The organism is Methylosinus sp. shoA (genome assembly GCF_059718125.1).
The window spans coordinates 2,329,543-2,355,617 of record NZ_AP046091.1; the positions used below are offsets into that span (position 1 = coordinate 2,329,543).

At 68.8% G+C, this 26,075-nt stretch carries 21 protein-coding genes and 1 pseudogene; 5 read left to right on the forward strand and 17 right to left on the reverse strand.

The genetic code is table 11. The features are described from left to right. Positions 1-75 precede the first annotated feature (75 nt). Positions 76-591, reverse strand: a complete 516-nt coding sequence (locus AC6IW9_RS10515; protein WP_497772287.1) for an RNA polymerase sigma factor — start codon at positions 589-591, stop codon at positions 76-78. A gap of 325 nt (positions 592-916) precedes the next feature. Then, positions 917-2,266 (reverse strand): 30S ribosomal protein S12 methylthiotransferase RimO, encoded by a 1,350-nt coding sequence (gene rimO / locus AC6IW9_RS10520; RefSeq protein ID WP_497772291.1) that lies wholly within the window; start codon positions 2,264-2,266, stop codon positions 917-919. 139 nt (positions 2,267-2,405) lie between these two features. On the opposite strand from rimO, the gene AC6IW9_RS10525 reads away from it, so the two are divergent. Next, entirely contained in the window at positions 2,406-3,374 is a 969-nt protein-coding gene (locus AC6IW9_RS10525; RefSeq protein ID WP_497772294.1) for a beta-ketoacyl-ACP synthase III, read from the forward strand. Between the two features lie 28 nt (positions 3,375-3,402). Here the strand turns inward: AC6IW9_RS10525 and AC6IW9_RS10530 are convergent, their stop codons facing one another. From AC6IW9_RS10530 to AC6IW9_RS10580, 11 genes are all read right to left on the reverse strand, one after another. Beyond that, positions 3,403-4,062, reverse strand: a complete 660-nt coding sequence (locus AC6IW9_RS10530; protein WP_497772297.1) for a methyltransferase family protein — start codon at positions 4,060-4,062, stop codon at positions 3,403-3,405. Next, complete coding sequence (locus AC6IW9_RS10535) at positions 4,059-5,855, reverse strand: FAD-dependent oxidoreductase (protein WP_497772299.1); 1,797 nt, start codon at positions 5,853-5,855, stop codon at positions 4,059-4,061. The genes AC6IW9_RS10530 and AC6IW9_RS10535 overlap by 4 nt, the downstream gene beginning before the upstream one ends. 28 nt (positions 5,856-5,883) lie before the next feature. Continuing rightward, positions 5,884-6,156 carry a hypothetical protein gene (locus tag AC6IW9_RS10540; RefSeq protein ID WP_497772301.1) on the reverse strand — a complete coding sequence of 91 codons (273 nt, stop codon included), beginning with the start codon at positions 6,154-6,156 and terminating at the stop codon, positions 5,884-5,886. Between the two features lie 11 nt (positions 6,157-6,167). After that, positions 6,168-8,588: a phenylalanine--tRNA ligase subunit beta gene (pheT, locus tag AC6IW9_RS10545; RefSeq protein ID WP_497772303.1), complete on the reverse strand. Its 2,421-nt coding sequence runs from the start codon at positions 8,586-8,588 to the stop codon at positions 6,168-6,170. A gap of 175 nt (positions 8,589-8,763) precedes the next feature. Then, the gene (locus tag AC6IW9_RS10550) at positions 8,764-9,291 is read right to left on the reverse strand and encodes a hypothetical protein (RefSeq protein ID WP_497772306.1); all 528 of its coding nucleotides are present in this window, start codon (positions 9,289-9,291) and stop codon (positions 8,764-8,766) included. A 35-nt stretch (positions 9,292-9,326) separates the two neighbouring features. Then, complete coding sequence (gene pheS, locus AC6IW9_RS10555) at positions 9,327-10,409, reverse strand: phenylalanine--tRNA ligase subunit alpha (RefSeq protein WP_497772309.1); 1,083 nt, start codon at positions 10,407-10,409, stop codon at positions 9,327-9,329. A gap of 71 nt (positions 10,410-10,480) precedes the next feature. Next, positions 10,481-11,677: an acetate/propionate family kinase gene (locus tag AC6IW9_RS10560; protein ID WP_497772312.1), complete on the reverse strand. Its 1,197-nt coding sequence runs from the start codon at positions 11,675-11,677 to the stop codon at positions 10,481-10,483. After that, entirely contained in the window at positions 11,674-12,627 is a 954-nt protein-coding gene (locus AC6IW9_RS10565) for a bifunctional enoyl-CoA hydratase/phosphate acetyltransferase (RefSeq protein WP_497772316.1), read from the reverse strand. The genes AC6IW9_RS10560 and AC6IW9_RS10565 overlap by 4 nt, the downstream gene beginning before the upstream one ends. Before the next feature lie 26 nt (positions 12,628-12,653). Beyond that, complete coding sequence (locus AC6IW9_RS10570) at positions 12,654-13,103, reverse strand: ArsC/Spx/MgsR family protein (RefSeq protein WP_497772319.1); 450 nt, start codon at positions 13,101-13,103, stop codon at positions 12,654-12,656. A 200-nt stretch (positions 13,104-13,303) separates the two neighbouring features. Continuing rightward, positions 13,304-14,068 carry a M48 family metallopeptidase gene (locus AC6IW9_RS10575; RefSeq protein WP_497772323.1) on the reverse strand — a complete coding sequence of 255 codons (765 nt, stop codon included), beginning with the start codon at positions 14,066-14,068 and terminating at the stop codon, positions 13,304-13,306. A gap of 98 nt (positions 14,069-14,166) precedes the next feature. Further along, a complete protein-coding gene (locus tag AC6IW9_RS10580) occupies positions 14,167-14,793 on the reverse strand; it encodes an SCO family protein (protein ID WP_497772324.1) in 627 nt (208 codons plus the stop codon). Between the two features lie 461 nt (positions 14,794-15,254). Here AC6IW9_RS10580 and AC6IW9_RS10585 point away from each other — a divergent pair, with 461 nt between their 5' ends. Next, the gene (locus tag AC6IW9_RS10585) at positions 15,255-16,802 is read left to right on the forward strand and encodes a helicase HerA-like domain-containing protein (RefSeq protein WP_497772325.1); all 1,548 of its coding nucleotides are present in this window, start codon (positions 15,255-15,257) and stop codon (positions 16,800-16,802) included. 7 nt (positions 16,803-16,809) lie between these two features. Here the strand turns inward: AC6IW9_RS10585 and AC6IW9_RS10590 are convergent, their stop codons facing one another. Continuing rightward, positions 16,810-17,277, reverse strand: a complete 468-nt coding sequence (locus AC6IW9_RS10590; RefSeq protein WP_497772326.1) for a hypothetical protein — start codon at positions 17,275-17,277, stop codon at positions 16,810-16,812. A 15-nt stretch (positions 17,278-17,292) separates the two neighbouring features. After that, complete coding sequence (locus tag AC6IW9_RS10595; RefSeq protein WP_497772327.1) at positions 17,293-17,865, reverse strand: HNH endonuclease; 573 nt, start codon at positions 17,863-17,865, stop codon at positions 17,293-17,295. Between the two features lie 318 nt (positions 17,866-18,183). Between AC6IW9_RS10595 and AC6IW9_RS10600 the strand changes: the two genes are divergently transcribed. After that, positions 18,184-19,683: an undecaprenyl-phosphate glucose phosphotransferase gene (locus AC6IW9_RS10600; RefSeq protein ID WP_497772328.1), complete on the forward strand. Its 1,500-nt coding sequence runs from the start codon at positions 18,184-18,186 to the stop codon at positions 19,681-19,683. Between the two features lie 98 nt (positions 19,684-19,781). Here AC6IW9_RS10600 and AC6IW9_RS10605 read toward each other — a convergent pair whose 3' ends face one another. Next, on the reverse strand, positions 19,782-23,546 hold the full coding sequence (locus AC6IW9_RS10605) for an AAA family ATPase (protein WP_497772329.1): 3,765 nt from the start codon (positions 23,544-23,546) through the stop codon (positions 19,782-19,784). Further along, entirely contained in the window at positions 23,547-24,785 is a 1,239-nt protein-coding gene (sbcD, locus tag AC6IW9_RS10610; RefSeq protein ID WP_497772330.1) for an exonuclease subunit SbcD, read from the reverse strand. A gap of 213 nt (positions 24,786-24,998) precedes the next feature. On the opposite strand from sbcD, the pseudogene AC6IW9_RS10615 reads away from it, so the two are divergent. After that, positions 24,999-25,382: pseudogene (locus tag AC6IW9_RS10615) on the forward strand (transposase); the annotation flags it as partial. Further along, positions 25,379-25,633 carry a hypothetical protein gene (locus tag AC6IW9_RS10620; RefSeq protein ID WP_497772331.1) on the forward strand — a complete coding sequence of 85 codons (255 nt, stop codon included), beginning with the start codon at positions 25,379-25,381 and terminating at the stop codon, positions 25,631-25,633. The pseudogene AC6IW9_RS10615 and the gene AC6IW9_RS10620, both read left to right, overlap by 4 nt. Positions 25,634-26,075 lie beyond the last annotated feature (442 nt).

Sequence of the window (26,075 nt, forward strand, 5' to 3'; positions counted from 1 at the left end):
GACCGAGCGAGCGGCGACGGCGGACTTTCGTCCATCGTCCGATGCGGCGGCCAGAATGATCGGACCGCGTCCGTTTCAGCGTGAATCGAGTCCGGCGAGGCTGTCCCGGCAGTGGGCCATCGCCATCTTGAGGTCGTTGAAGACCGTCCTTTCGGAAATCCCGAGATGTTCGGCGATCCGGCGGTTCGACCATTCCTCGATCCGGCTCAGGACGACGACCTGCTGGGCGCGGGGCGGGAGCTTTCGCAACGCCTGTCGGAGAATCCGGAACTTCTCCCGCTCGATGAACGCGGCCTCCTGCGAGGGAGAGGCGTCCGCGACGTTCTGGAGCGCATCCTCGTCGCCTGCGTCGACCTCGACGACGCCTCTCACGCGCCGCTGCCGCCGGTGATCGAGAGCGAGGTTGCGCGCGGTTTGATGCAGGAAGGCTTCGAGGTGCTCGATCGCGCCGGCCTCTGCGGCGCGGCGAACCCGGATGTAGGTCTCCTGCGTGAGGTCTTCCGCGATCTGCGTGTCGCCGACGATGCGCCGCACGCTCCACATCAAAGAGCGACGATGAGTTTGAAAAACCCGGTTCAGCGTCGCGAGCATCGGGCCGCGCCCCTTGCGCAACAGGCGAGAGCAGGAAACGGAGGATGACGGAGCGGCGATCTTCTAGCCAATGCGCTCCATCCGATCTCGCCATCGCCTTGCCCGTGAAACCCCCGGCCCGCCGATGACGGGCGCCGCCGAGGAGCGTCATCGAAGCATTAGCGAATACTAATTTTTCCGGCAACGAGGCCGGGCCCGAGCTTAGAACGAATACAAACTAATTGCGTTGCGTATAAAGTCGTCGGGCAATAACAATTGCGGAAGGACGATCTGCCTCTCCGCCCGTTCTTGTTCACGCGCATGAATCGGAACGAGCGATCGGACTTCACACCGCCGCGCCATAGAGGTCATAGGCGTCGGCGCGCTCGATCCTCACCGTGACCAACTCGCCCGCCCGCAGCGGGCGGCGAGACGCGACATGGACCGTTCCGTCGATCTGCGGCGCATCCGCCTTGCTGCGGCCCTTCGCCGGAGCCGCGCCGCCGCCCGGCTCGTCGATCAGCACCGGCAGCCGCTTGCCGATCTTCCTCTTCAGCAGCCGCGCGCTCACTTTCTGCTGGCGCTCCATGAAGCGCTTCCAGCGCGCGTCCTTCACGTCCGGCGCGACCGGCTCCAGCGGCAGATCATTGGCCGGCGCGCCGGCGACCGGCTCGTAGCGGAAGGCGCCGGCGCGGTCGATCTCCGCCTCCTCGAGCCAATCGAGCAAATAGGAAAAATCCGCCTCGGTCTCGCCCGGAAAGCCGACGATGAAGGTCGAGCGCAATGCGAGATCGGGGCAGGCGCGCCGCCACGCCTCGATGCGTTCCAGCGTCCTCTCCTCATTGGCGGGGCGCTTCATCGCCTTCAATACGGAGGGCGCGGCATGTTGGAATGGGATATCGAGATAGGGAAGCACCTTTCCCTCCGCCATCAGCTCGATCGCCTCGTCGACATGCGGATAGGGGTAGACGTAATGCAGCCGGACCCATACGCCGAGCGAGCCGAGCTCGCGGGCGAGATCGACGAAGCGCGCGCGCACGGCCCTGTCGCCGAAGACGCTCTCGGCGTAGCGCAGATCGCGGCCATAGGCGCTCGTGTCCTGCGAGATGACCAAGAGCTCCTTCACCCCCGCCTTCGCCAGCCGCTCGGCCTCGCGCAGCACCTCCGCCGCCGGCCGCGAGGCGAGCGATCCGCGCAGATGCGGAATGATGCAGAAGGAGCAGGAATTGTCGCAGCCTTCCGAAATCTTCAGATAGGCGTAATGGCGCGGCGTGAGCTTGACGCCCTGCTCGGGAACGAGGTCGACGAAGGGGTCGTGGCGGGGCGCTGCGGCTGCATGCACCGCCTCGACGACGCTCTCATAGGCCTGCGGCCCGGTGATGGCCAGCACGTCGGGAAAGCGCTCCGCGATCGTCTGCGGCTCCGCGCCCATGCAGCCGGTGACGACGACCTTGCCGTTCTCCTTCAGCGCGGCGCCGATCGCCGCGAGCGACTCCGCCTTGGCGCTGTCCAGAAAGCCGCAGGTGTTGACGACGACGACATCGGCGCCGGCGTGCGTGCGGGAGAGCTCGTAACCCTCGGCGCGCAGCCGCGTGAGAATGCGCTCGCTGTCGACCAGCGCCTTGGGACAGCCGAGCGAGACGAAGGAGACGCGCGGGGAGTCCGCGGACGCCGCCGGGCGGGAGGGGTTCTGCATGGAAAGACGCTTGCCATGGCGCGAGCGCCGTGGCAATCGCCCTGGGATGGACAATGCCGAAGCCGTGGCTTGCGGCTCGCATCATAGGATCGGCGAGCTTTCCGGCTCGCTCTACTGTCGAAGAAAGGGCGAAACGCCTTTGCTCAGAACCATCATCCTGGGAACGGGGTCCTATTCTCCTTCGCGGGTGCTGACCAATTCCGACCTCGAGAAAATGGTCGCGACCTCGGGTCCCTGGATCGTCAGCCGCACCGGCATCGAAGAGCGGCGTATCGCCGCGCCGCAGGAGTCGACCTCGACCATGGCGGCGGCGGCCGCGCGCAACGCCCTCGCCGCGGCCGGCGTCGATCCGCTGGAAATCGACACGATCATCCTCGGCACGGTCACCGGCGACGCCATGACGCCCGCGACCGCCGCTTATGTGCAGGCGGCGGTCGGCGCCGACAACGCCTTCGCCTTCGACGTCTCGGCGGCCTGCGCCGGCTCGCTCTATGCGCTGTCGATCGCCGACCAGTTCCTGAAGAGCGGCAAGGTCCGGCGTGCGCTGGTGATCGGCGCGGAGACGCTGAGCCGCGTCGTCGACTGGAGCAATCGCGAGACCTGCGTCCTGTTCGGCGACGGCGCCGGGGCCATGGTGCTCGGCCGCGGCGAGGAGGAAGGGCGCGGCCTGCTCTCGACCAGCCTGCGCACCGACGGCTCCCTCACGGGAATCCTCGGCATCTCTCGCGCCGCGCCGGACGCCGACGGGACGTTCGAAGGCGGCAAGATCAAGATGCGTGGCCGCGATGTCTACAAGGTCGCGACGCGCCTCTTGCCGGAGATCGTCGCCGAGGCTCTGGCGCAGGCCGGCGTGACGGCGGCCGAGGTCGATCACGTGATCGCGCATCAGGCGAACGCCCGCATCATCGAATCGGTGCTGGCCAGTCTCGGCGTGCCGCTCGAGAAATGCTGGATGAATATCTCCCGCTTCGGCAACACCTCGAGCGCGTCTCTGCCGATCACGCTGGACGAAGCCAATCGCGCCGGGCGGCTGAAGAAGGGCGATGTGATCGCAATGATGGCGATCGGCGCCGGCATGACCTGGGGCGGCGCCGTGTTGCGGTGGTGAGGGGCGCAGCCCGGCGGGGCCGCCGGCTTCAATAGAGACCGGGGATCAGTCGCGCCGTGCGGGCGCAATATGCCTCGTACCGCGCGCCGAAATGGTCGCGCAACAGCGCCTCCTCCGCCTCGATGCGCGCGACGAGCGGCGGGAGAGCGAGCGCCGCGAGCGCGAGTCCGACGGCCGAGCGGAAGACGAGCGCCCAGCCGACGAGCATGACGATCGCGCCGAGATAGCTCGGATGGCGGATCCGCGAATAGACGCCGGCAGTGACGAGCTCGTGTCCCGGCTGAATGGCGACGAGGCCGCTGAAGCGGCGCCCGAGCGCGAATACGGGCCACAGGCGCAGCGCTCCGCCGATCGCATAGAGCAGCACGCCCGCCCAGCGCAGCGTCTCGCCGTCGAGCGTGAGAATATCCAGCCGATCCGTGTAGGCGGGCACAAAGGCGTCGAGCAGGGCCAGCGCGCCGAGCGCGGGAATCACCCAGCGATTGCCGCGATCCTCGCGCTCTCCGGCGCCGAGATGACCTTCGGTGAACAGCGAGGCGACGGCGAGCACGAGCGTGATCGCCGCCGCTGCGACGAGGGGCGGATGCGCGAGGAAGGCGGCGATTCCGCCGGCGCCGAGCGCGGCGAGGCCGAGGTAGCCGAGAGTCGAGACGAGAACGACGACGAGCAGCGTGAGCCGGGTGGTCATGGCGAGCCCTCCAGCGCCTGCAGCGCCGCGCGGCGGCCGGACGCCAGCGCGCTCTCGACCGAGGGCGCGCCCTGCGCGTGCTGGCCGGCGAACAGGATCGGCCCGAGCGGCGCGCAGGCGATGCGCCGCGGCGCGGCGGAGCGGTTCAGCGCGCCGCCCGGCTTCTGCGCCGTCCCGAACAGCCAGTTCGGCGGCGGCCGCAGCATGCTGTGGCCCCAGCGATAGAGGAACAAGGCCGTGACGTCGCGGTCGAAATCGAAATCGGCGCCGCGCATCAGCCGCGCGAGATCGCTGCGCAGCGAGTCCTCGTAATCGGAGAAGGGCGTGCGCAGCAGCGCCATGCGCGCGTCGGCGAGCGCGTCGAGCTCGGCGGAGCAGCCGCCGTAGAAGGTGAGGGTCGTCGCGCGTTCGGCGTCGAAGCGCCGCGCGCCGGCCCAGTCGGCGACCGTGAAATTGACGAAATGGCGCCCGCCGAACCAGCTCTGGGCGTAGCCCAGTCCGAGCTGCAGCAGCGGCGCCGCCCGGCGCAGCGCGACATTGGCGACGACGATCGGCGCCGCGTGAATCTGGCCGAAGGCGTCCCGCCGAGCAGGATCGGCGAGATGCTCGACGAGGCGGCGGGCGCTCTGCGCCGGCGCGGCGACGATGATCCGCCGCGCCCCGACGCGGCGGAACAGACGATCCTGAAAATAGACGACGCTCGCGCCGCCGCGTTCCGAGCGCGGATCGATCCGCACGGCCGTCGCATTCAATTCGATTCGCGGCGCCGCATTGGTCTCGGCGCCCAGCCGGCGCTGAAAGCGACGCGCCAGTTCCGAGGTTCCGCCGGGAAAGGTGAAGATCGCGCGGCGCTGGAACTCGCTCGCGAGAAAACCGATCGCGCTATGCGCGTTCACTTGGCCCGAGGTCCCGCCGAAGGCGGTGAGCGTGTAGACGGTGAAGAAGTCGGCAACGGCGGGATCGCAGCGGAGCGTGGTCCGAAGATAATGCTCGAGGCTGACGGTGGAGAGCGCGTCATGCTCCGCCTCGCTCTCGTCGGCCGGATCGGTGACGCCGGCGTCCCCCAGCAGGAGGATCGCTTTGCGCGCGCGCGAGAGATCGGCGACGATTTTCGGCGGGTAGGGGAGACGCGAGAGGCCCCGTTCGAAGGTGTCGATATTCCAGCCGCGATGGCCCGGCGTCGCGCCCGGCGCATTCTCGTCGAAATAAAAGCTGTCGACCGGATCCTCGACGGCATGCGCGTTCCAGTCGACGCCGAGCGCGCGATAGACGGCCCGCAGCCAGTCGGAGCCGGGCGTCGCGCAATAGGCGCCGGCGGTCGACGCCGGCCCCGGCAAAGGCGCTGCTTCGTCGCGGCCGGCGTTGCCGCCGAGGACCGGCCCCGCCTCGAGGATCAGCAAGCGTGCGGCAGGGCGCTCGCGCAGCAGATGAAAGGCCGCGGAGAGGCCGGCGAGGCCGCCGCCGACGATGATGGCGTCGAAGCTCTCGCCGCCGTCCGCGATCGGAAAGGCGCCGACGACATCGTCGCAGCCCGGCGCGATCGTCACCGCGTTCTTTTGAACCTCGATCCGCCGGTCGCGCAGCCAATGCGAGACGAGGAAGGTCGACGGAAGATTGCCGCCGCGCAGAACGCGCGGATCGAGGCCGATGGGTCCGTCGCAGGCTTCGCCGTCCCGCGCCGAGGCGTCGAGCGAGCACAGTGGAGACGCGCCGGCGACGAGCAGGCCATTGACGAAATCGCGACGGGAGATCCCGCCCGTTGGCCGCTCGGGTCGCGCAGGCGTTCGCATCATCGGCGTTTCCCCCGTCGCGGCGCTCGAATCAGTCGACCGCGCTCCGTCCGGGCGTGAGCACGATGCGCGCGCGTCCGCGCCGGCTCTTGGCGACGGTGACGCGCGCAGCGGGGTCGCTGGCGCGCAGCTCGCCGGTTTCGGCGTAGGGGAGCGCCTTGTGGCCGGCCGCGACGGGACCGAAGGAGGCGAGACAATGATTATAGGCGTCCGCCGCCTGAATCGTTTCGCAATCGGCGATCGAACGGGGGCCGGCGGCGGCCGAAGAGGCCGCGAGCGTCGTCGCCGCGGCGACTCGAATCATGCGCAGCATCGTCATCCTCTCAATCGCGCTCCCGCTTTTTTGCCCGCCTCTGTGACGATTTTGTGGGCGAGCGCCTCGATCTCGCCGTCCGTCAACGTCTTGTCGCGTGGCTGCAACGTCACCGCGACGCCGACCGATTTCTGGCCTTCCGGCACGCCCGGCCCTTCGTAGACGTCGAACACCGTCACATCGGCGATGAGCGCGCGATCCGCGTTCCGCACCGCCTTGACCAGCTCGCCCGCCGGCGCGGCGCGATCCATGAGAAAGGCGAAATCGCGCGAGAGGGGCTGGAGATCGGAGAGCTCGAGCTTCGGCTTCGCTCTCGTCGGCTTCGCCTTCGGCGCCGGCAGCGCGTCGAGAATGATCTCGAAGGCGGCGACCGGTCCTTCGACGTCGAGTCGCTGCAGCAGGCGCGGATGCAATTCGCCGAAATGGCCGATGATCGCCTTGGGGCCGAATTGCAGCGTTCCCGAGCGGCCCGGATGATACCAGGAGGGCGCGCCGGCGACGATCTGCAGGCCGCCGGTCGCGACGCCGAGCGATCGCAGCAGGGCGAGCGCGTCGGCCTCGACGTCGAAGACGCCCGCCGCGCGCTCCTTCGCCGCCCAATGGCGCCCCGAGCCCGTCGGCAGGGCGAGACCGCGGCGCAGGCCCGCCGCGGCGATCTTCTGCCCCGTCTCGTCCTCGCTCGCAAAGATTTGACCGACCTCGAACAGCGCCACATCCGCGAAGCCGCGCGCAAGATTGCGGCCGGCGGCGGTCGCGAGGCCGGGAAGCAGGCTCGGCCGCATGTCGGAGAGCTCGGCGGCGATCGGATTGGCGAGGGCGAGCGCCGCGCCGCCGCCGCCGAAGGCCAGCGCCTGGTCCTTCGGCACGAAGGACCAGGTGACGGCCTCGACGAGGCCGCGCGCCGCGAGCGCGCGCCGCGCGAAGCGCGTTCGCTTCTGCAGCAGGGTGAGCACGGGCTCGGTCACGCCCGCGCCGCGCGACAGAGGCGCTGCGGCGATCGTGTCGAAGCCGGCGATGCGGGCGATCTCCTCGACGAGATCGGCCTTGCCTTCGACATCCGGGCGCCAGCTCGGAACGGTGACGAGCGCTTCGTCCTGCGCCGCTTCGACCGCGAATCCGAGGCTCGTCAGGATCGCGGCCGAGTCCTCGCGCGAAACGTCGAGCCCGGTGAGGCGCTTCGTCTCGCTCCAGGGAAAACGCAGCTTGCGCGCCGGCGTCTCCGCCGCGCCGGCGACGACGATGTCGGATGCTTCGCCGCCGCAGAACTCCAGCACGAGCTTCGTCGCCAGCTCGAGGCCCGGCAGGGCGAAAGCCGGATCGACGCCGCGCTCGAAACGATAGCGCGCGTCGGTCGAGATGCCGAGCTTGCGGCCGGTGTGCGCAATGTTGGTCGGGTCCCACAGAGCGGTCTCGATGAGAACGTCGGTCGTCTCTTCCGAGCAGCCCGAATGCTCGCCGCCCATGACGCCTGCGAGCGATTCGGGACCATTGCCGTCGGCGATGACGACCATGTCGGCGTCGAGCTCATAGGTCCTGCCGTCGAGCGCGAGCAGTTCTTCGCCCGCGCGCGCGCGGCGCACGACGAGATCGCCCGTGACCTTCTTCGCGTCGAACACATGTAGCGGACGGGCGCGGTCGAAAGTCAGATAATTGGTGACATCGACGAGCGCATTGATGGGACGAAGGCCGATGGCGCGCAGACGATCCTGCAGCCAAGCGGGGCTCGGTCCGTTCTTCACGCCGCGCACGAGACGCAGAGCGAACAGCGGCGCGAGATGCGCATCCGCCTTTGCGAAGTCGAGCGTCACGCGCTGCGGATTGGCGAAGCGCCCTTCGATCTTCTCGATCGGCGACGCTTTCAGCGTTCCGAGGCCGGCGGCGGCGAGATCGCGGGCGATGCCGAAGACGCCGGCGGCGTCGGGCCGGTTCGGCGTCAGATTGATCTCGATCACGGGATCGTCGAGCCCGGCCCAATTCGCATAGGCCGCGCCGATCGGCGCATCCTCCGGCAGCTCGATGATTCCGTCGTGATCGTTCGACAATTCGAGCTCGGCGGCCGAGCACAGCATGCCGAGCGATTCGACGCCGCGGATGACGCCCTTGCCGAGCGTGATCTTCTTGCCGGGAATATAAGTCCCGGGCGCGGAGAAGACGCTCTTCAATCCCGTGCGGGCGTTGGGCGCGCCGCAGACGACCTGCGCCGGCGCGCCGGCCCCCGTATCGACCATGCAGACGCGCAGCCGATCGGCGTTGGGATGCGGCTTCGCCTCGATCACATGCGCGATGACGAAATCCTTCAGCTGCGCGGCGGGATCATGCACATGCTCGACCTCGAGGCCGATGCGGGTCAGGGCTTCGACCGCTTCGTCGAGCGAGGCGTTCGTCTCGAGATGGTCTTTCAGCCAGGAGAGGGTGAGTTTCATATGTGGTCAATTCCTGCCGGCGTCGGAGATAGCGCTGCGACGCCGTTTCGTCACGAGATGGGCGGCGAGCAATAGCCTCGTTTCCGCCTCGAGAGATCTTGTTGCGGCGACGGTCTCCCGCACCTCCTCGACCAACTTGCGCGTGTCGTCCCGTCCGTGACGGAATGGTTCGGAATCATAATCCGCCTCTTCGCGCGCCTGCTGGAGGCGCAGAAACGACGAGCCGATTTTTTCGACCTCCGCGCCATGGGACTTCGAGGTCCCCGCCCTTTCGAACAAGCGGCGAGCTTCGTTGTGATCGAGGGACCGATAGACCGGACTGAAAATATTCCACGGCTTTTTCCATCCTACGAGCTCGTCGGCGCACAGGTCGGCCAGCGCATGACAAATGTAGCGCCGAGGGCTTCGCATCAGGCGCGCGAACATTGTCGACCGCATATTCGTCGCCGGGGAATTTGAAGCTGATATAGGGGAAGCGTGTGTCACCCAGCGCCAACAGCGCGTCGCTGACCGCCATTTGCGTCTCGATCGACTCCCGGGCGCTCAAGTCGTCGGCTCCCGTCTTCGTCACGATATCGAGAAACAGAGCCGGCTCGTCCGCATGGTTGTAATCTTCCCGGACGTCGACGCGGTCGAAACGCGAAGAACCCAAAGCACGGCGTAGCGCATCGTCGATCGCATGTCGCACGGCGTCGGTCATCATCCTCGTCTCTCCATGCCTCTCTCGCTTCGAGAGCCTCACCCGCTCAATCCCCCCGCCAGCGTCGGGAAGTCCAGCGGCCTGAATCCGTAATGCGTCAGCCAGCGTACATCCGCTTCGAAGAAAGCGCGCAGATCCGACATGCCGTATTTCAGCATCGCGAGCCGGTCGATGCCGACGCCGAAAGCGAAGCCTTGATATCTGTCCGGATCGAGCCCGCAATTGCGCAGCACGTTTGCGTGCACCATGCCGCAGCCCAGGATCTCCATCCAGTCCTCGCCTTCGCCGAAGCGGATGTCGCCGCCCTGGCGCCGGCACTGCACGTCCACCTCGGCCGAAGGCTCGGTGAAGGGGAAGAAGGACGGGCGAAAGCGCATCTTCACCGACTTCACCTCGAAGAAGGCCTTCAGAAACTCCTCCAGCACCCATTTCAGATGGCCCATATGGGTCGTCTCGTCGATGACGAGCCCCTCGACCTGATGGAACATCGGCGTATGCGTCTGGTCGCTGTCGCAGCGGTAGGTGCGGCCGGGGCAAATGATGCGGATCGGCGGCGCCTTGCTCAGCATGGTGCGCACCTGCACCGGGCTCGTATGCGTGCGCAAGAGCTTGCGCTTGCCGTCGGCGCCCGGCGCGAAGAAGAAGGTGTCGTGCATCTCCCGCGCCGGATGGCCTTCCGGAAAATTCAGCTTGGTGAAATTATAGTCGTCGCTCTCTATGTCCGGCCCCTCGGCGACGGAGAAGCCCATGTCGGCGAAGATCGCCGTCAGCTCGTCCGTCACCTGCGAGATCGGATGAATGCGGCCGAGCTCCTGGCCGCTCTCCTGCACGGGCAGCGTCACGTCGAGCGCCTCGGCGGAAAGGCGCTTCTCCAGCGCCTCGGCCTGCAACACGCCGCGACGATCGGCGATCGCCTGCGTCGCTCTGTCCTTCAGCGCATTGATCTTCGCGCCCTCGGTCTTGCGCTCGTCGGGCGACATTTTGCCGAGAGTGGACAGCAGAGCCGAGATGCTGCCTTTCTTGCCCAGCGCGCCGACGCGCACGGCCTCCAGCGCCGCCTCGTCCGCCGCCGCCGCGATCGCCGCCAATGTCTCGGTCTCTAGTCGAGAGATATCCGTCATCGTCCCGCCACGCATGAAATTTCTGTGGCGGGTTCTGCCATGCTCGGGCAAAGATGTCGAGAACGCGGGCGTCAGCCCCCCGCCGCGCCCTCGAGCCAGAGCCCGCGGGCGGCTTCGGCGATCACCGCCTCCTCATTGGTCGGAACGACGAGGACTTCGGTCGCGGCCCCGGCCGCGGTTATGGAGAGATCGCCGCGCGCATTGGCGTCGGCGTCGAGTCCGACGCCGAGATGGCCGAGATAGGCGCAGATGCGCGCGCGCATCGAAGGCGAATTCTCGCCGATGCCGGCTGTGAAGACCAGAATGTCGAGCCCGCCGGCGGCGCTCGCCAGCGAGCCGATTTCGCGGGCGGCGCGATAGGCGAACAGCGCCATCGCCTCCTCTGCGGCGGGCGAGCCGTCCGCCTCGAGCGCGCGCAGATCGTCGCTGATCCCGGAGACGCCGAGCAGGCCGGAGTCGGCATAGAGCAGCTCGTGCACGGCCTTCGCCGACATGTCCTCCTGCAGAATGAGATGCAGCAGCAGGCCCGGATCGATCGCGCCGCTGCGCGAGCCCATCATCAGCCCGTCGAGCGCGGTGAAACCCATCGTCGTGGCGACGCTCTCGAGCCCGCGCATGGCGCAGAGGCTCGCGCCATGGCCGAGATGGGCGACGATCACGCGGCCGTCCGCGCGCTCGCCGCGCAGCCGCCGCAGCTCCTCGGCGATGAATTGATACGAAAGTCCGTGGAAGCCGTAGCGCAGCACGCCGCGCTCGGCGAAGGCGCGCGGCAGCGGAAACAGCTGGGCGAGGCGCGGCTGCGTGCGGTGGAAAGCCGTGTCGAAACAGGCGATCTGCGGCAGGTCGGGCCGGCTCGCGAGCAGGCTGCGGATCGGCGCGAGATTATGCGGCTGGTGGCTCGGCGCGAGCGGAATATAGGCGGAAAGACGCTCCAATATTTCCGGCGTCACCCGCACGGGCCGGTCGAACTTCGAGCCGCCATGCACGACCCTATGGCCGACGACGGCGAGCGCGAACTCCGGCGTCCGCGTGGCGATCGCCTCGATCAGCCAGCGCGCCGCGCCTTCGTGATCGATGTTCGGCGCGGGCGTGGGCCCCGCCGCGAGCGCCGCCGCCGCGGAGCCCCGCGCGGAGAAATGCGCGGCCTGCCCTTTGGCGCCGAGAGCCGAGATCGCGCCACGGCACAGAGGCGAAAGCGCCGCCGCGTCATAGAGCGCGAATTTGAGGCTGGACGAGCCTGCATTCAGCGCGAGCAGGACGCCGCTCACACGGCCTCCGTCGTCCGATGGGCGAAGAGCTGTGCGAGCGCGCAGGAGACGACGCGCGCCCTCACGCCGTCGGCGCGGCTCGTCAGCACGATCGGCGCGCGTGCGCCGAGGACGAGGCCGGCGTCCTCGGCGCCGGCGAGATAGACGAGCTGCTTGGCGAGTATGTTCCCCGCCTCGAGATCCGGGGCGAGCAGAATATCGGCGTCGCCGGCGACGCTCGATTTGATCCCCTTGGCCTTCGCCGCCTCGAGCGAAATGGCGTTGTCGAAAGCGAGCGGCCCGTCCACCTCCGCTCCGGTGATCTGGCCGCGGTCGGCCATTTTGCAGAGCGCGGCTGCGTCGATGGTCGAAGGGATTTTCGCGTCGACGGTCTCGACGGCCGAGAGCACGGCGAGCTTCGGACGCGCAATGCCGAGCGCATGGGCGAGCTCGATGGCGTTCTGGGCGATGTCGCGCTTGTCCGCCAGCGACGGCGCGATGTTGATGGCCGCGTCGGTGACGAGCAGCGGCTTGCAGTAGCTCGGCACGTCGAGCACGAAGACATGGCTGATGCGCCGCTCCGTGCGCAGTCCCGAGCCCTCGCGCACCACGGCGCTCATCAATTCGTCCGTGTGGAGCGAGCCCTTCATCAAGGCTTCGACTTCGCCCTCGCGCACGAGCGCCACCGCCCGATCGGCGGCGGCGTGGCTGTGCGGCGCGTCGACGACCTCGACTCCGGCGAGCGAGACTCCGGCCGCCTCTGCGACCGCGGCGATTTTTGCGCGCGGCGCGACGAGCACGGGGGTCGCCAGTCCGGCGTCGCGCGCCGCCAGCGCGCCCTGCAGCGCCACGGCGTCGCAGGGATGCACGACGCCGAGCCGGATCGGCGGCAGCACGCGGCAGCGCTCGAGCAGCTCATCGAAAAAAGGGCGGCAGGCGCGCGCGTCGGCGGCGTTTCGGTCGAACAACATACCGTCTCTCTCCGCGACGCCGCTCGTCAGTCGCTGGGGAAGGAAGCGACTTCGGTTCCGCCGTCGGATCTCCGCGCTGGCGTTTCGGGCCGCGAGCAGCGGTCGTCGACGCGTTTTTCGCTCGACTTCAGGCCGATCCAGGCGCCGATGCGCTCGGGATCGAACCCTGCCTCACAGCGGCCGCCGACCTTGATCAACGGCCTGCGGATCAATATCGGGTCGACGATCATCATGACCAGCGCCGCCTGGGGCGTGATCTTGTCGATGTCGATCTCGCCCGATTTCACGCGCGGCGCCGCGGGATTGAACCAGTCCCGGACCGGCGTCTCGCCGAAGAAGGGCCGCAGGCTCGAGACGCTCCACGGCTCGGAGAGAAGATCGCGCACCTCGAGCGAATGGCCCGAAGCGACGAGAAGGGATTTCTGCCGCGCATTGCTCGCGCAGCCGGGCTTCTCGTAGAAAATTACGTCGGCCATGCGTCACCTCGAAAAAGTACCGGTCCCGACGAAGGATTGGGCCGGAGCATAGCGCAGTTTTGTGCGACGCGGAACGGCCGATTCATTCTTGCGGCAAATTTTGGATCGGCCCCGTGCGCAGGCGTTCACGATTTCGGCGTGCGACGGCGCGGCGCATATCATCGAGCGGGCGGTCCCTTTCGGACGCGGCGCCACGCGTTTTATTCGGCGGCGCCGTATTTGTGCAGATGCGCCCCATGGGCCGAGAGCCAGGCTTCGGCGTGGTCGGTCTCCGCGCAGAGGCGCCGGGCGAGCGCCCAGAAGCGCGCGGAGTGATCGAGATGCTGGAGATGCGCCACCTCATGCGCGGCGAGATAGTCGAGCACGAAGGGCGGCGCCATCACGAGACGCCAGGAGAAATTCAGGGAGCCGGAGGCCGAGCAGGAGCCCCAGCGGCTCACCGTGTCGCGCAGGCCGACGCCGCGCGGCGGGAGCCCGAGCGCGCGCGTGTGGCGCGAGACCGCCTCTTCGAGATCGCGCCGCGCCTCGCGCCTCAGATAATCGACGACGCGGCGGTGCATATGCTCCGCCGCGCCGGCGACGCAGAGCTGCAATTCGGCATCGTCTCCCTCGCGCGTTTCGATCCAGACCGTGCCGCGCGCGCCGGGGCGATGCGCGAGCAGATGATCGACGCCGCGCATCGGCACGATCGCGCCGTGCTCGAAAGGAATGATGTCGGGCAGGCGGCGCAGACGCGCGGCGATCCAGGCGGCGTGGCGCTCGGTGAATTCGCGCGCCTCGCGCAGGGACGAGCGCGACGGCATGGTGAGAACGGCGTCGCGCGCCGCGAAGCGCACGCGCAGAGTGAAACGCCGCGCGGCGGCCGAGCGCCGCAGCGACACCGCGATCGTCTCGCCGGCGTGCGAGACGGTGATGACCGAAGAGCCGGCGGCCTTGGCGAGGCCATCGCGTCTGATTCGAAGCATGACGCGATGCTAACGCAAAGCGCCCGCTCGTCGCGAGAGCGAAGTGCGGACCTCGGGAAAAAAACTCGAGGCGTTGCTTTTTCGCCGCTCTCTCGCGCTCACAGATAGCGCTGCAGATCGCGAGCGGCGTCGGCCGGCTTGCGGGAGAGATTGAAGGAGCCGACGAAGCGGCCGTTCTTATCCATCAGATAGACGGCCGTCGTGTGATCGACCGCATAATCGCCGTCGCCGTCCGAGGCCTTCTTGGAGTAGATGCGATATTCGCGCAGCACCGGATCGATCGCCGTGCGGTCGCCGGAGACGCCGACGATGCGCGGATCGAAATTGGACAGATAGTCTTTCATCACTTCCGGCGTGTCGCGCTCCGGATCGACGGTGACGAACAGCGCGCCGGCGTTGGCGTCGGGACCGAGCGCGCGGAGAACCTCCGAGATCTCGAACAGAGTAGCGTGGCAGATGTCGGGGCAATGGGTGTAGCCGAAGAACACCAGGAACGGACGGCCGAGGAAATCTTTCTCGGTCACCTCCTGGCCGTTCTGCGCCACGAGCCGGAACGGTCCGCCGATGGCGGAGGCCGGCGGGGGCGGCGGCTTCAGACTGGTGACGACGACGAGCGCAGCGAAAGCCAGCAGGCACGCGCCGCCGATCGCGAGGAGCGGCAGCTTCGGAAGATTGCCGCTCTTGGCGCGGCTCTTTTGCGAACCCTTGGCGAAACTCTTGGACATCGGCGTTCTTCCCGTAGATTTTTGGTTCGTGTCTCGCGTGTCGCGCGGCGAGGACGACAGGGACGAGGTTCGACGCAGACCACGCCGTTCGCGTCCCGGGCTTCGGCGACGGGCGGTTCCGCCCGCCGACCTTGCGCGGCCCCGGCTCCGCACCTTTGCGTTTCGCGTCGAGAAACGGCGCCCCTCGCGTGGCGCGTGGTTCATGCGATCGCAGCGGCGCGGCCAGACCGGCGATCATCGTCGAGGCTCCCTTCCGCCGCGGAACTTAGCCTGCGGAGCAGCGTTCGCCAAGCGTCGCCGCTTCGCTGGTCGCCGCTCTCGGGGCGGAGCCCGGCGCCGCGTCGCAGCGAAACGACGCCGGCGAGGCTGCGCCGAAAACGCCGACCGCGCCGACGGCGCTCGAGATATATATGAACGTCGGCCGATTCCCGGCCGGCGGCCCGGACGAGAGGCGCAAAGACATGTGCGAAGATGCGAACGCCGTTCCCGGCAAGATCCTGGTCGGAGCCAATACCGATGGCGTCTATTATTATCTGACGCTCGCGCTCGCCAATCGTCACGGGCTCGTCGCCGGCGCGACCGGCGGCGGTAAGACGGTGACGCTGCAGCGCCTCGCGGAAGGATTCTCCAATGCGGGAACCGCCGTGTTCCTGGCCGATGTGAAGGGCGATCTCGCCGGCCTCTCGCAGCCGGGCGAGCCGCGCCGGGCCTTCGTCGACCGCTGCCTCGAGATCGGCCTCGCCTATGCGCCGGATCGCTTCCCCGTCGTGTTCTGGGACATCTTCGGCGAGCAGGGGCATCCGGTGCGCGCCACCATCGCCGAGATGGGGCCGCTGCTGCTCGCGCGTCTGCTCGAGCTCAACGAGATTCAAGAGGGCGTGCTCAATGTGGTGTTTCGCGTCGCCGACGAGCAGGGCCTGCTGCTGCTCGACCTCAAGGATCTGCGTGCGGCGCTCGCCTTCGTCGCCGACCATGCGAGCGAATTGCAGACCAAATATGGCAATGTCGCGCCGGCCTCGATCGGCGCGATCCAGCGTCAACTGCTGACGCTCGAGGCGCAAGGCGGCGAGAGGCTCTTCGGCGAGCCGGCGCTCGACATCGCCGATTTCCTGCGCGTCGACCGCGACGGGCGCGGCGTGATCAATATTCTCGCCGCCGACCGGCTGATGCGCTCCCCGCGCCTCTATGCGACTTTCCTCTTGTGGCTGCTCTCCGAGCTGTTCGAGCATCTGCCGGAGGTCGGCGATCTCGAAAAGCCCAAGCTCGTCTTCTTCTTCGACGAGGCGCATCTTCTGTTCGACGACGCGCCGAAGTCGTTGCTCACGGCCATAGAGCAGGTGGTGCGGCTCGTCCGCTCCAAGGGCGTCGGCGTGTATTTCGTCACGCAGAACCCGCTCGACGTGCCGGACAGCGTGCTCGGCCAGCTCGGCAATCGCGTGCAGCATGCGTTGCGCGCCTTCACGCCGCGCGACCAGAAGGCGGTGCGCGCGGCGGCCGAGACGTTCCGCCGGAATCCCGCCTTCGACACGGCCGAGGCGATCATGCAGCTCGGCGTCGGCGAAGGGCTCGTCTCCATGCTCGACGCCAAGGGCAAGCCCGAGGTGGTCGACCGCGTGCTGATCGCTCCGCCCGCCGCGCGGGTCGGGCCGATCACCCCGCAGGAGCGGGCGCAGACTCTGGCGGAAAGTCCCTTGCGCGGCAAATATGATGCGGCCGTCGATCGCGAATCCGCTTTCGAGGTGCTGCAAAAGCGCGCCGAGAACCATTTGCGCTCGGCGGGCGCAGGGCCTGCGGGCGGCGCGCCGGTCGAGGCCGGCGCCTCCGGCGGCGGCGGGCTGACGGGCATGCTCGGCGGCATCGTCGGCGGACTGTTCAGGCGCGAGAACCCCAAGCGCCTCTCGACAGGAGAGATCGCTGTGCGCTCGGCCGTGCAGTCGGCGGCGCGCTCGATCGGCACGCAAGTGGCGAAGGAAGTGCTGCGCGGCGTGCTCGGCGGCATTTCACGCTGAAGGTGCGTCAGTTCGACGCCTCGGGAGCGCCGCGTCCGGCGATCAGCCAATAGATCGTTCCCGTCAGCGCTCCGGTGAGGAAGAACAGAAGCGCGAAACGGGCTTCGGCGGCGTTCATCTCGGCCGCGCGCGCCGAACCGCGCGCGGCGCGCAAAATCCAGGGAGATGCGGCCGCGAGGACGGCGGCCCCTCCCGCATACCAGGCATAGGCGCGCGCGCCGGCGGCCTCCCCGATCAGCGCGACGATGGCGAGCGGCGCCGCGCAGACGCCGATGCCGGCGGCCCAGAGGACGAAGCCGAGCGCCGCCGCCGCCTCGTCCGGATCATAGGCGTCGTCGAACAGCGCCCCCATCGCCAAGGCGACGCCGGCGTCGCGCGTCGTCGCGTCGAAGAGCGCGGCGATGGGCAGAAAGATCATCCCCGCTCCGGCCGCGACGACGAAGGCGAACGGGATCAGGACGAGACGGCGCAGCATCGAGAGCGTGGGGCTTCAGGGCTCGAGGACCGAGTCCCAATAGAGATAGTCGAGCCAGCTGTCGTGCAGATAATTGGGCGGGAACAGCCGGCCGTTGCGGTGCAGATCGGCGACGCTCGGCTGGAACGGCGCCTGAGCCGGAGTCATATGCGCCTCGTGCGGCAGCCGGTCGCCCTTGCGCAGATTGCAGGCCGAGCAGGCCGCGACGACATTCTCCCATGTGGTCGCCCCGCCCTTGGAGCGCGGGATCACATGGTCGAAGGTCAGATCGTCCTGCTCGCCGCAATATTGGCAGGTGAAGCGGTCGCGCAGGAACACGTTGAACCGCGTGAAGGCGGGATGGCGGGACGGCCGCACATAGGACTTGAGCGAGACCACGGAAGGTAGGCGCATCTCGAAAGTGGGGCTTTTGACCGTCTTGTCATATTCCGAGACGATATTGACCCGGTCGAGGAACACAGCCTTGATGGCGTCCTGCCAGCCCCAGAGAGACAGAGGATAGTAGCTCAGCGGCCGGTAATCGGCGTTGAGGACCAGCGCAGGACAGGCCTGCGGAGAGACAATGGACTGGCGAAAGTGAACGCTCACCTCAGCCCTCTCGGATGATCGGCCGGACCGCCCCTCCAGCTCCCGACGCCTCCCATAGTCTACAGGCAGGATGACGCCATTGTGAAGGCTCGTCGCGCCGCGCCCGAGGAAATCCTGGCGCGCGGACGCCAGACAACGGAGTATTGCGTCGAATAGCAATGAGTTATGCCGCCGAGCGGCCGGGCCCCGCGGGCGCCGGGCGCGTGCTTCGGCCGGCGCTGGGCGCGCCGCTTGCTGTCTTTCAGACGAACGCCGGCCGATTGCGGCAATTTGCTTCAAATCGGCACGGCGCCGAAATCATCGGGCTGGAGGCAGGCCGTGTCGCGTTTCGCCGATCTTTCCATTCCGTCCTCGCCGCGGGGCGCGGCGCATGTGCGCGGCGAGCAGAGCGCCGCCGCGCGGCGGCGCGGCTGGGCGCAGTCCATGCCGGGGCAGAACACCGCGCTGGTGCGGGCGTCGTTCTCCGTCATGGCGGCGCTGCTCGATTTCGCCATCGTGCTGTGGAGCGCGATCGGCTGCGAGTCGCTGTATTATTCCCTCGCCTACAACGCGAACGGGCTCACGCTGCCGAATCTGCGTCTCTGCCTGTTCGCGGCGATCCTGTTCGTGCTGTCCAATGTGATGCGGCACGAATATTCGATCAGGAATTATCTCGACTTCGCCGGACACGGCTGGCGTTGCTTCATGCTGTGGAGCGTCGCCGTGCTGTGCACGCTGGCCTTCGGCTTCCTCGCCAAGGCGACGGAGGAATCCTCGCGCGCCGCCTTCGTGCTGTTCTACGCCGTCGGCATGCTCGCCATCTATGCGGAGCGCGCGAGCCTCGTGCTGCTCGTCAAGCGCAGCGCCGAGCGCGGCGGCGTATCGGCGCGGCGCGTCTTTCTCGTCGGCTTCGAGCGCGAGATCGAGGCGTTCACGCAGCGCTATCATCCGTGGAAGAGCGGCATGAACATCGTCGCCGCCGTGGCCCTGCGCGAGGATCCCGAGGCGCTCGGCGACGATCTGGCGCTCGCCCAGGCCTCCGCGCGCATGCTGCGGCCGGACGACGTGTTCATCCTGGCCCCCTGGTCGCGCACCGACGTCATCGACGATTGCGTCACCGCCTTTCTGCGCGTGCCCGCCTCCATCCATCTCGGGCCGGAGCGCGTGCTCGACCGTTTCGTCGACGCGCGCGTCAACAAGATCGGCGCGATCGCCAGCCTCAACCTCAACGGCCGGCCGCACGACGCGCTGGAGGTCATCGGGAAGCGCGTCATGGACGTCGTTCTCGCCACGCTCGGCCTCCTCGTCCTGTCGCCGCTGCTGCTGCTCGTCGCCGTGGCGATCAAGCTGGACAGCGAAGGTCCCGTCTTGTTCTTCCAGCGCCGCTACGGCTTCAATCGCGAGCCCTTCCGAATCGCCAAATTCCGCTCCATGACGACGATGGAGGACGGCCGCAACGTCACCCAGGCGACCGCCGGCGACGCCCGCGTCACGCGCGTCGGCCGTTTCATCCGCCGCTACAACATCGACGAACTGCCGCAGCTCATCAATGTGCTGCGCGGAGACATGTCGCTCGTCGGCCCGCGCCCGCATGCGCTCGTCCACGATCAGCTCTACGAGAGCGAGATCGCGCTCTACGCGCGCCGCCACAATGTGAAGCCCGGCATCACCGGCTGGGCGCAGGTCAACGGATTGCGCGGCGAGATCGACTCGCCGCAGAAGATCCGCCAGCGCGTCGAGCACGACCTCTATTACATCGATCACTGGTCGCTGCCGCTCGATCTGTGGATCGTCTTCATGACCGTCTTCTCGAAGAAGGCCTATCGCAACGCGCTGTGAGCGCGAAGGCCCGTCATGCGAGGAGCGAAGCGAAGCAATCCGTCAGTCGCCGTGCGGGTCCTGGATTGCTTCGTCGCTTCGCTCTTCGCAATGACGGCTCAAACGAGCAGCGCCGAGCGCGCGTCGATGCGCACCGCGCTGCGGCCGCCGCCGCGCATCTCCACCCTGATCTGCACGGCGATGCGCTGACGCAGCGACTCCACATGGCTGATGACGCCGACCTTGCGTCCCTGGCCCTGCAGGCGCTCCAGCGCGTCGACCGCGACGTCGAGCGTCGCCTGATCCAGCGTGCCGAAGCCTTCGTCGATGAACAGAGTGTCGACGAAGGAGTCGCGTCCCTCGAGGCTGCAGAGGCCGAGCGCCAGAGAGAGTGAAGCGAGGAACCGTTCGCCCCCCGAGAGCGAGCGCGTCGAGCGTCGCTCGTCGCAGAGGTCGCGGTCGACGATCTGGAGGCCGAGATCGGCGATCTCACTCGCCGAGCGCTCCAGCCGGTAGCGCGGCGTCAAGGCCTCGAGATGGCGATTGGCGAGCGCGACGAGACGCTCGAGCGTCACGCTCTGCGCGAAGCGGCGGAATTTGTCGCCGGTCGCCGAGCCGATGGCGGCGTCGACCTCCACCCAGCTCTTCTGCGCCGCCTCGGCCGCGGCGATCTCGAGACGGAGCGTCTCCGCCTTTTCGCGCGCGAGGTCGTCGGCGGCGAGCGTCGCGCCGATCTCGCCGAGCCTTCGCGCCAGCGCCTGCTGCTCGGCTTCGGCGTACGCGCGCCGCTCTTTCAGCAGTTCCACGCTGTCCTCGGGGCGGCCGGCGGCGAGCGCCTCCGCGAGATCGCGGGCGCGCGCGTCCGCCTCGGTCGCGGCGGCGGCGGCGGCGGTCCGCGCGGCCTCGAGCCGCGCGCGCATCTCGGCGCGCTCCTGCGCGGGGACGTTCAGAAGCGCCTGCGCCCGGTCTTCGTCGATCGCCGCCGCCGCCAACGCTTCGGCGCAGGCCTTCGCGGCGTCCTCGGCTCGAGCGAGAGTCCTGGCGAGCGCTTCCGCGGCGTGGACGAGATCGCGATCGGCGCCGACCTTGGCCGCATCCATCTCCGCGCGTTTGCGCGCTGCGGCGTCACGCGCCTGCTGCGTGGCCGCGCGCCGCTCCTCGCGGCGCGCGCGATGGCTCGCCGTGGGCTCGCCGCCGAGGAGGCTGGAGCGAAGCATGCGCAGCTCCGCGAGCGCGCGGTCGCGCTTCTCCCGATCGGCGCGGGCGCCCTCGGCGGCGCCGGCGCAAGCTCGGGCTTCGACGCTCAGGCCGGCGAACCGCTGCGACAGCTCCGCGAGCGCGCGCTCCGCCTGGGCGACGCGCTCGCGCGCGCGGTGAAAGGCGTCGCCGGTCTTTTGGAGACGGCGCGTCGCGCCGGCGAGATCGCGGTCGAGATCGGCGGTCGTCAGCTCGCAGAGAGGCAGGAAAGGCGCGAGAGCGCGGTCGACGGCGCGCAGCCCGTCCGTCGCGGCGTCTCGCGTGGCCGAGAGCCGCGCCGTCTCCTCGCGCGCCTCGGCGAGCCGCGTCCGCGCCGCGTCGCGCAGCCGGCGCCGATCGCCGAGCGCGGCGAGCAGCCGATCATTCTTCTGCCGCAGTGTGTCGATGTCGACGCGCAGCCGGCGCGCGCGCTCGAGCGTCTCGTCGAGCGACGCGCCTTCGCGCTCGATCGCCTCGGCGAGGGCGGCGAGCGCCGGCGCGTCGTCGATCGCAGGCGCCTGCGCCGCGGCGACGCCCTCCGACCATTGCGCGCGCAGCTGGTCGAAGCGCGCGCGCGCGTCCTCGCGCTCGGCGCGCGCCTCGTCGCTTCGCCGTCTCGCGTCGAGGCCGCGCTCATGGGCGGCCTCGAGCCGCCCGCTCGACGCCGCAATCATCGTCTCGATCTCGCCGATCTCTCGCCGCAGCGTGTCGCGCCTTTCGCGCAGGCCGACGATGACGGCGTCGGCGGCTTCGCGCGCATCCGCATGCGGATGCGCGCGCGCGCCGCAGACGGGGCAGGGCGCGCCCGGAACGAGGCTGGCGCGCAGGGCCAGCGCCGCCTTGGAGACAGCCGCATCGGCGATCTCGCCGAGCCGCTCCACTTCTGCTCGCCGCGCTTCGGCGATGGCGCGGGCGGCGCTCGCCGCGTCGAGCGCGCGCCGCTCGCGCTCCTGCGCGGCGTCCTGGTCCTCGAGGTCGCGCGCCGCCCGCGCGAGCGCGTCCTGCGCCCGCGCGCAGCGCTGCGCCTCCGCGCCGAGGCGCGACGCCAGCCGTCCCGCCTCGTCGAGCGCGCGCCGGCGGCGCCCGATCTCCTCCTCCTTCATTGCCGCCAGCGCGCTCCGGCGTTCTTCGATCTGCCGGGCGAGCGTCGCGCATTGTGCGTCATCCGTACGATCGGCCTCGTCGAGCGCTTCGATCTCGCGGCCGGCGGCCGCAGCCGCGCCGTCCAGCGCCGCGAGGCGCGCGGCGCCGTCCGCGAGCGACGTCGCAGCATCGCGACGATCGGCGAGGGCGCGCTCGATCTCGCTCCAGCGCGTATGCAGCGGCTCGGCCTCGCGCAGGCGCTCCAGCGCTTCGCTCGCCGCCTCGCTCTCCGCCTTCGCCGCTCGCGTCTCGGCGGCGAGGCGCGCCTCGTGCGCCGCTTTCTCGCGCGCGGCCGATTCCGCCGCGCGTGCGGCCCGATCGGACTCTTCCGCCTCCCGTGCGGCGGTCGCGATCTGCGCGTCCAGCCGTTCCGCCTCGGACCATTGCGGGCCGAAGGCGTCGGTCTCTGCGACGACCGTCTCGAGGGCCCGGCTCGCGGCCGCCTCGGCGAGAATCGCCTGCTCCAGCGCCGCCGCAGCGGCGAGGCTGGCGGCGCGCGCTTCTTCGTCCGTCTCCTTCGCCCCTCGAAGCGCCACAGCCGTGTCGGCGCGCCGCGCGAGCGGCGCCCGCAGCGGCTCCGCGCGCTCCATCGCGCGCAGACGCTCGCGCGTCTCTTCCAGCGTTTCCAGCGCGGCCGTCGCGCGGTCGCGGCGCGCGACGGCCTCTTCCAGACGCATTTCCGCCTGCGCGATGGCTTCGTGCCGGCGCAGCAGAGCGAGAGCGCTCTCGCGCTCGCCGGCGAGCGCGATGCGCTCGCCCTCCGCTTCGCCGCGCTCCGTCTCCAGCGCGGCGCGCGCCTCCTCGCCGAGGAGGCCGACCTCCTCGCGCCGGCGGCGCAAGTGCTGCAGCTCGTCCAGCGCCGCCTTCGCGCGCGCATGCACGCGCCGCGAAATCTCGCCGTAGATCGAGGCGCCGGTGATCTTCTCGAGCAGATCGGCGCGCTCCTTCGAATCCGAGCGCAGGAACGCGTCGAAATCGCCCTGGGCCAGCAGCGCCGTGCGGCGGAACTGCTCGAAAGTGAGATCGGTCAACTCGACGATCTTCGCCTTCACCGGCTCGACGCCGGAGGCGACCGCCGCGATCACGGCGCCCGTGGAATCGAGACGATGCAGCGATCGGATGCGCTGCTGCAGATTGCCCGTCGCCCGCCCCCTCGCGCGCGCGAGCTCGCAGCGGGCGCGGTAGCGCTCGCCGTCGCGGCCGATGAAATCCGCCTCGGCGAAGCCGCGCCCGGCGCCGCGCCGCAGAATGGAGCGCGGATCGGCGGCGCTCATGATCTGGCCGCTCGGATCGGGAACGCCCTCGTTCACTCCTTGCGCCGTCACACGCGGAAAAGCGTCGTAGAGCGCGAGGCAGAGGGCGTCGAGAATGGTCGACTTGCCCGCGCCCGTCTCGCCGGTGATGGCGAAGAGCCCGGCGCCGCGCAGCGGCTCCGCCTCGAAATCGATCTCGAAGCGCTCGGCGAGGCTCGCGAGATTTTCGCCGCGGATCGTCAGGATGCGCATCTATTCTTCCGCCGCGGCGGCGTGGAACAGCGCGAGATGCTCCGGCGTCGGCTCGGCTCTGTGGGCGATGGCGAAGGCCTCGCGGAACAGATCGACCGGCCGGCGCTCCGAGAGGCGCAGCGCCGCGGGCCCCGGCGCGGCCGGAGCGCGCTGCGGCCGCTCGATCGCGAGAGAGGCGAGGCGGATCGGGTATTTTTCGGCGAGCGCGCCGATCTCCGCGTCGAGGCCGACGATCGGGCCCTCGGCCGCGACGGTCAGATGCACGAAGGGCCGCTCGTCGAGCGCAAGCGCGGGGTCGAGGCGGAGCGCGGCGAAAGCCGCCTCGACCTCCTTCGCCGCGAGGGCGCCGCGTACGGGCAGGCGCAGGCAGGGCGTCGGCCGCTCCAGGGGAACATGCTCGATCCGCGTGCGTCCGCCGTCGATCGTCACGATCGTCACGCCGTGATCATAATCGATCTCGGCCTTCGACATGGGGAAGAGCGAGCCGGAATAGCGCACGCTCTCACGCCCGACCCACTGGTGGCGATGCAGATGGCCGAGCGCGACATAAGCGACGTCCGGGGGAAACAGGTCCGGCGGCGCGGCGTGCTCGCCGCCGACCAGAATGCGGCGCTCGGCGCCCTCGGATTCGAGTCCGCCTGCGACATGCAGATGGCCGGTGACGACGAGCGGCGCCTCGCTGATCTTTTCCCGCGCGGCGCCGATGAGCTCGCCATAGAGCGCCCGCACGGCGTGGACGATCGCCGAGCCTTCGACCTCGCGCTCGACGACCGGCAGATCGGCGGCGCGCGGATAGGGGACGGCGAGGAGATGCGCCTCGATCGCGCCGCCGGCGCTCCGCAGCGGAACGAGGTGGATGTCGGCGTCGATCGGGCCATCACGCCGGGCGATGGCGCCGACGCCGACGACGCCGACGAGATCGAACAGCGCGCGCGGCGCCTCTATGCGCCCTCCCGGATCATGATTGCCGGCGAGCAGGACGATGGTCGCGGCGGGCCGTGCAGCGCGCAGCGCCTTCAGCGAGTCATAGAGGAGCTTTTGCGCCTCGGCCGGCGGGTTGAGGCTGTCGAAAATATCGCCGGCGACGACGACCGCATCGACCTCGCGCTCGGCGGCGACGGCGACGAGCCGGGCCAGCGCCTTGCGATGCTCGGCCTCGCGCGGCCAGCCCTGCAATTGCGCGCCGAGATGCCAGTCGGCTGTATGAAGGAGAGTGATCGCCAAATCGATTCGCTGCACAGGGTGGTCGTAACTTCTACCACGAAGCTCACGCCGACGGCAGGCGGGCGTGAGGAAAGGGTTTGAGCTTCTCCTTTGCGCCATAGAACTAAACCGCTCTCGCGGTAGTTTGCGGCCGGCGTTTCGGGCGGGCTGCGGGTAACGGGTGGTCGGCGAACTGTCTGAAGTTCACGGGGTTAGCAACCTTGCTTCAGACAGGAGCAACGCATGACGAAGGAGTGCGTCACCTTCAAATACAAGGATTACCGCGCCGAGGGCCGCGCTCGGCAAAAGGTTATGCGGCTCTCGAACGGCGAGTTCATCCGCCGCTTCCTCATCCATGTCCTGCCGACGGGCTTTCATCGCATTCGCCATTACGGCCTGTTCGCCAGCGGCGTTCGCGCCCAAAACATCGCCCGCGCGCGCGAGCTGCTCGACGCCGCGGCGCCGCGTGAGCGTGACAACGAGCGCTGCGAGGCCGCCGCCCGGCCCGAGCCGAGAATCCTCGCACATCCATGTCCATGCTGCGGCGGCCGCATGATCGTCGTCGAGACGTTCGAAGGCGGACGCGCTTCGCGCGGTTTTTCGTTCTCGAAGATCAGGATCGACAGCTCATGATCTCGATCACGTCATTCCCGGCCTCGCATCCGCGCCCTTTGTCGCCGCAGATCGCTCTACGGCTGCGACGCCGCTCGCACAAATCTGCTCTGGGCGTCGTCCATCACCGTCCCCGCCGCGAAAACTCCGATGCCATCGCCGACGAAGACAGCCCCTTCGCGCTGCTCCGTCGCTCGAAATCGACCGTGACAGTGGTGACGGTCATTCCGACGCCTCGTCGAGGTTCCCCGCCGACGCATAAATCCCCATAGCTCGCAACGGCGACGGCGCCCTTCCGACTCGCGGTTTCCTTCCTTGGAGGTTTTCGGATGCCGGCCCCACGGCTGCGCAACGGCGCGTGCTCGCAAAGGGCCGGCATCCGAAAACCTTTACAATTGCGGACATTGAGTTCGGCATCAGACCGACACATGCAGTGCGTCGACGACCCTAGAGCTTTGCGCCCAGAACGACATATTATCGTTATCGGTCGGAGAAGCAGTAGCCGGTCGCGATGGTCATTTGAGTCGAGATGTGCTTCACTCTCGGCGCTGAGAGCATGGGCATTTCGATTTTCTACTGGAGATACGTGGATGGCAGTGAGGGTATTTCAAGACGATTTGCATGAGGAATTTGGTACCTGACCGCTCGGTTACATCCCCTATGGTGGCGCGGATTTCGGAGAGGTCCGCGCCATTGCCGAAACCGTGGCCGGCG

Bases quoted from the DNA above. Each gene is read 5' to 3' on its own strand.
- AC6IW9_RS10515 (WP_497772287.1), bottom strand. From the start codon at position 591: ATGCTCGCGACGCTGAACCGGGTTTTTCAAACTCATCGTCGCTCTTTG.
- rimO (WP_497772291.1), bottom strand. From the start codon at position 2,266: ATGCAGAACCCCTCCCGCCCGGCGGCGTCCGCGGACTCCCCGCGCGTC.
- AC6IW9_RS10530 (WP_497772297.1), bottom strand. From the start codon at position 4,062: ATGACCACCCGGCTCACGCTGCTCGTCGTCGTTCTCGTCTCGACTCTC.
- AC6IW9_RS10535 (WP_497772299.1), bottom strand. From the start codon at position 5,855: ATGATGCGAACGCCTGCGCGACCCGAGCGGCCAACGGGCGGGATCTCC.
- AC6IW9_RS10540 (WP_497772301.1), bottom strand. From the start codon at position 6,156: ATGATTCGAGTCGCCGCGGCGACGACGCTCGCGGCCTCTTCGGCCGCC.
- pheT (WP_497772303.1), bottom strand. From the start codon at position 8,588: ATGAAACTCACCCTCTCCTGGCTGAAAGACCATCTCGAGACGAACGCC.
- AC6IW9_RS10550 (WP_497772306.1), bottom strand. From the start codon at position 9,291: ATGATGACCGACGCCGTGCGACATGCGATCGACGATGCGCTACGCCGT.
- pheS (WP_497772309.1), bottom strand. From the start codon at position 10,409: ATGACGGATATCTCTCGACTAGAGACCGAGACATTGGCGGCGATCGCG.
- AC6IW9_RS10565 (WP_497772316.1), bottom strand. From the start codon at position 12,627: ATGTTGTTCGACCGAAACGCCGCCGACGCGCGCGCCTGCCGCCCTTTT.
- AC6IW9_RS10570 (WP_497772319.1), bottom strand. From the start codon at position 13,103: ATGGCCGACGTAATTTTCTACGAGAAGCCCGGCTGCGCGAGCAATGCG.
- AC6IW9_RS10575 (WP_497772323.1), bottom strand. From the start codon at position 14,068: ATGCTTCGAATCAGACGCGATGGCCTCGCCAAGGCCGCCGGCTCTTCG.
- AC6IW9_RS10580 (WP_497772324.1), bottom strand. From the start codon at position 14,793: ATGTCCAAGAGTTTCGCCAAGGGTTCGCAAAAGAGCCGCGCCAAGAGC.
- AC6IW9_RS10585 (WP_497772325.1), top strand. From the start codon at position 15,255: ATGTGCGAAGATGCGAACGCCGTTCCCGGCAAGATCCTGGTCGGAGCC.
- AC6IW9_RS10590 (WP_497772326.1), bottom strand. From the start codon at position 17,277: ATGCTGCGCCGTCTCGTCCTGATCCCGTTCGCCTTCGTCGTCGCGGCC.
- AC6IW9_RS10605 (WP_497772329.1), bottom strand. From the start codon at position 23,546: ATGCGCATCCTGACGATCCGCGGCGAAAATCTCGCGAGCCTCGCCGAG.
- AC6IW9_RS10620 (WP_497772331.1), top strand. From the start codon at position 25,379: ATGATCTCGATCACGTCATTCCCGGCCTCGCATCCGCGCCCTTTGTCG.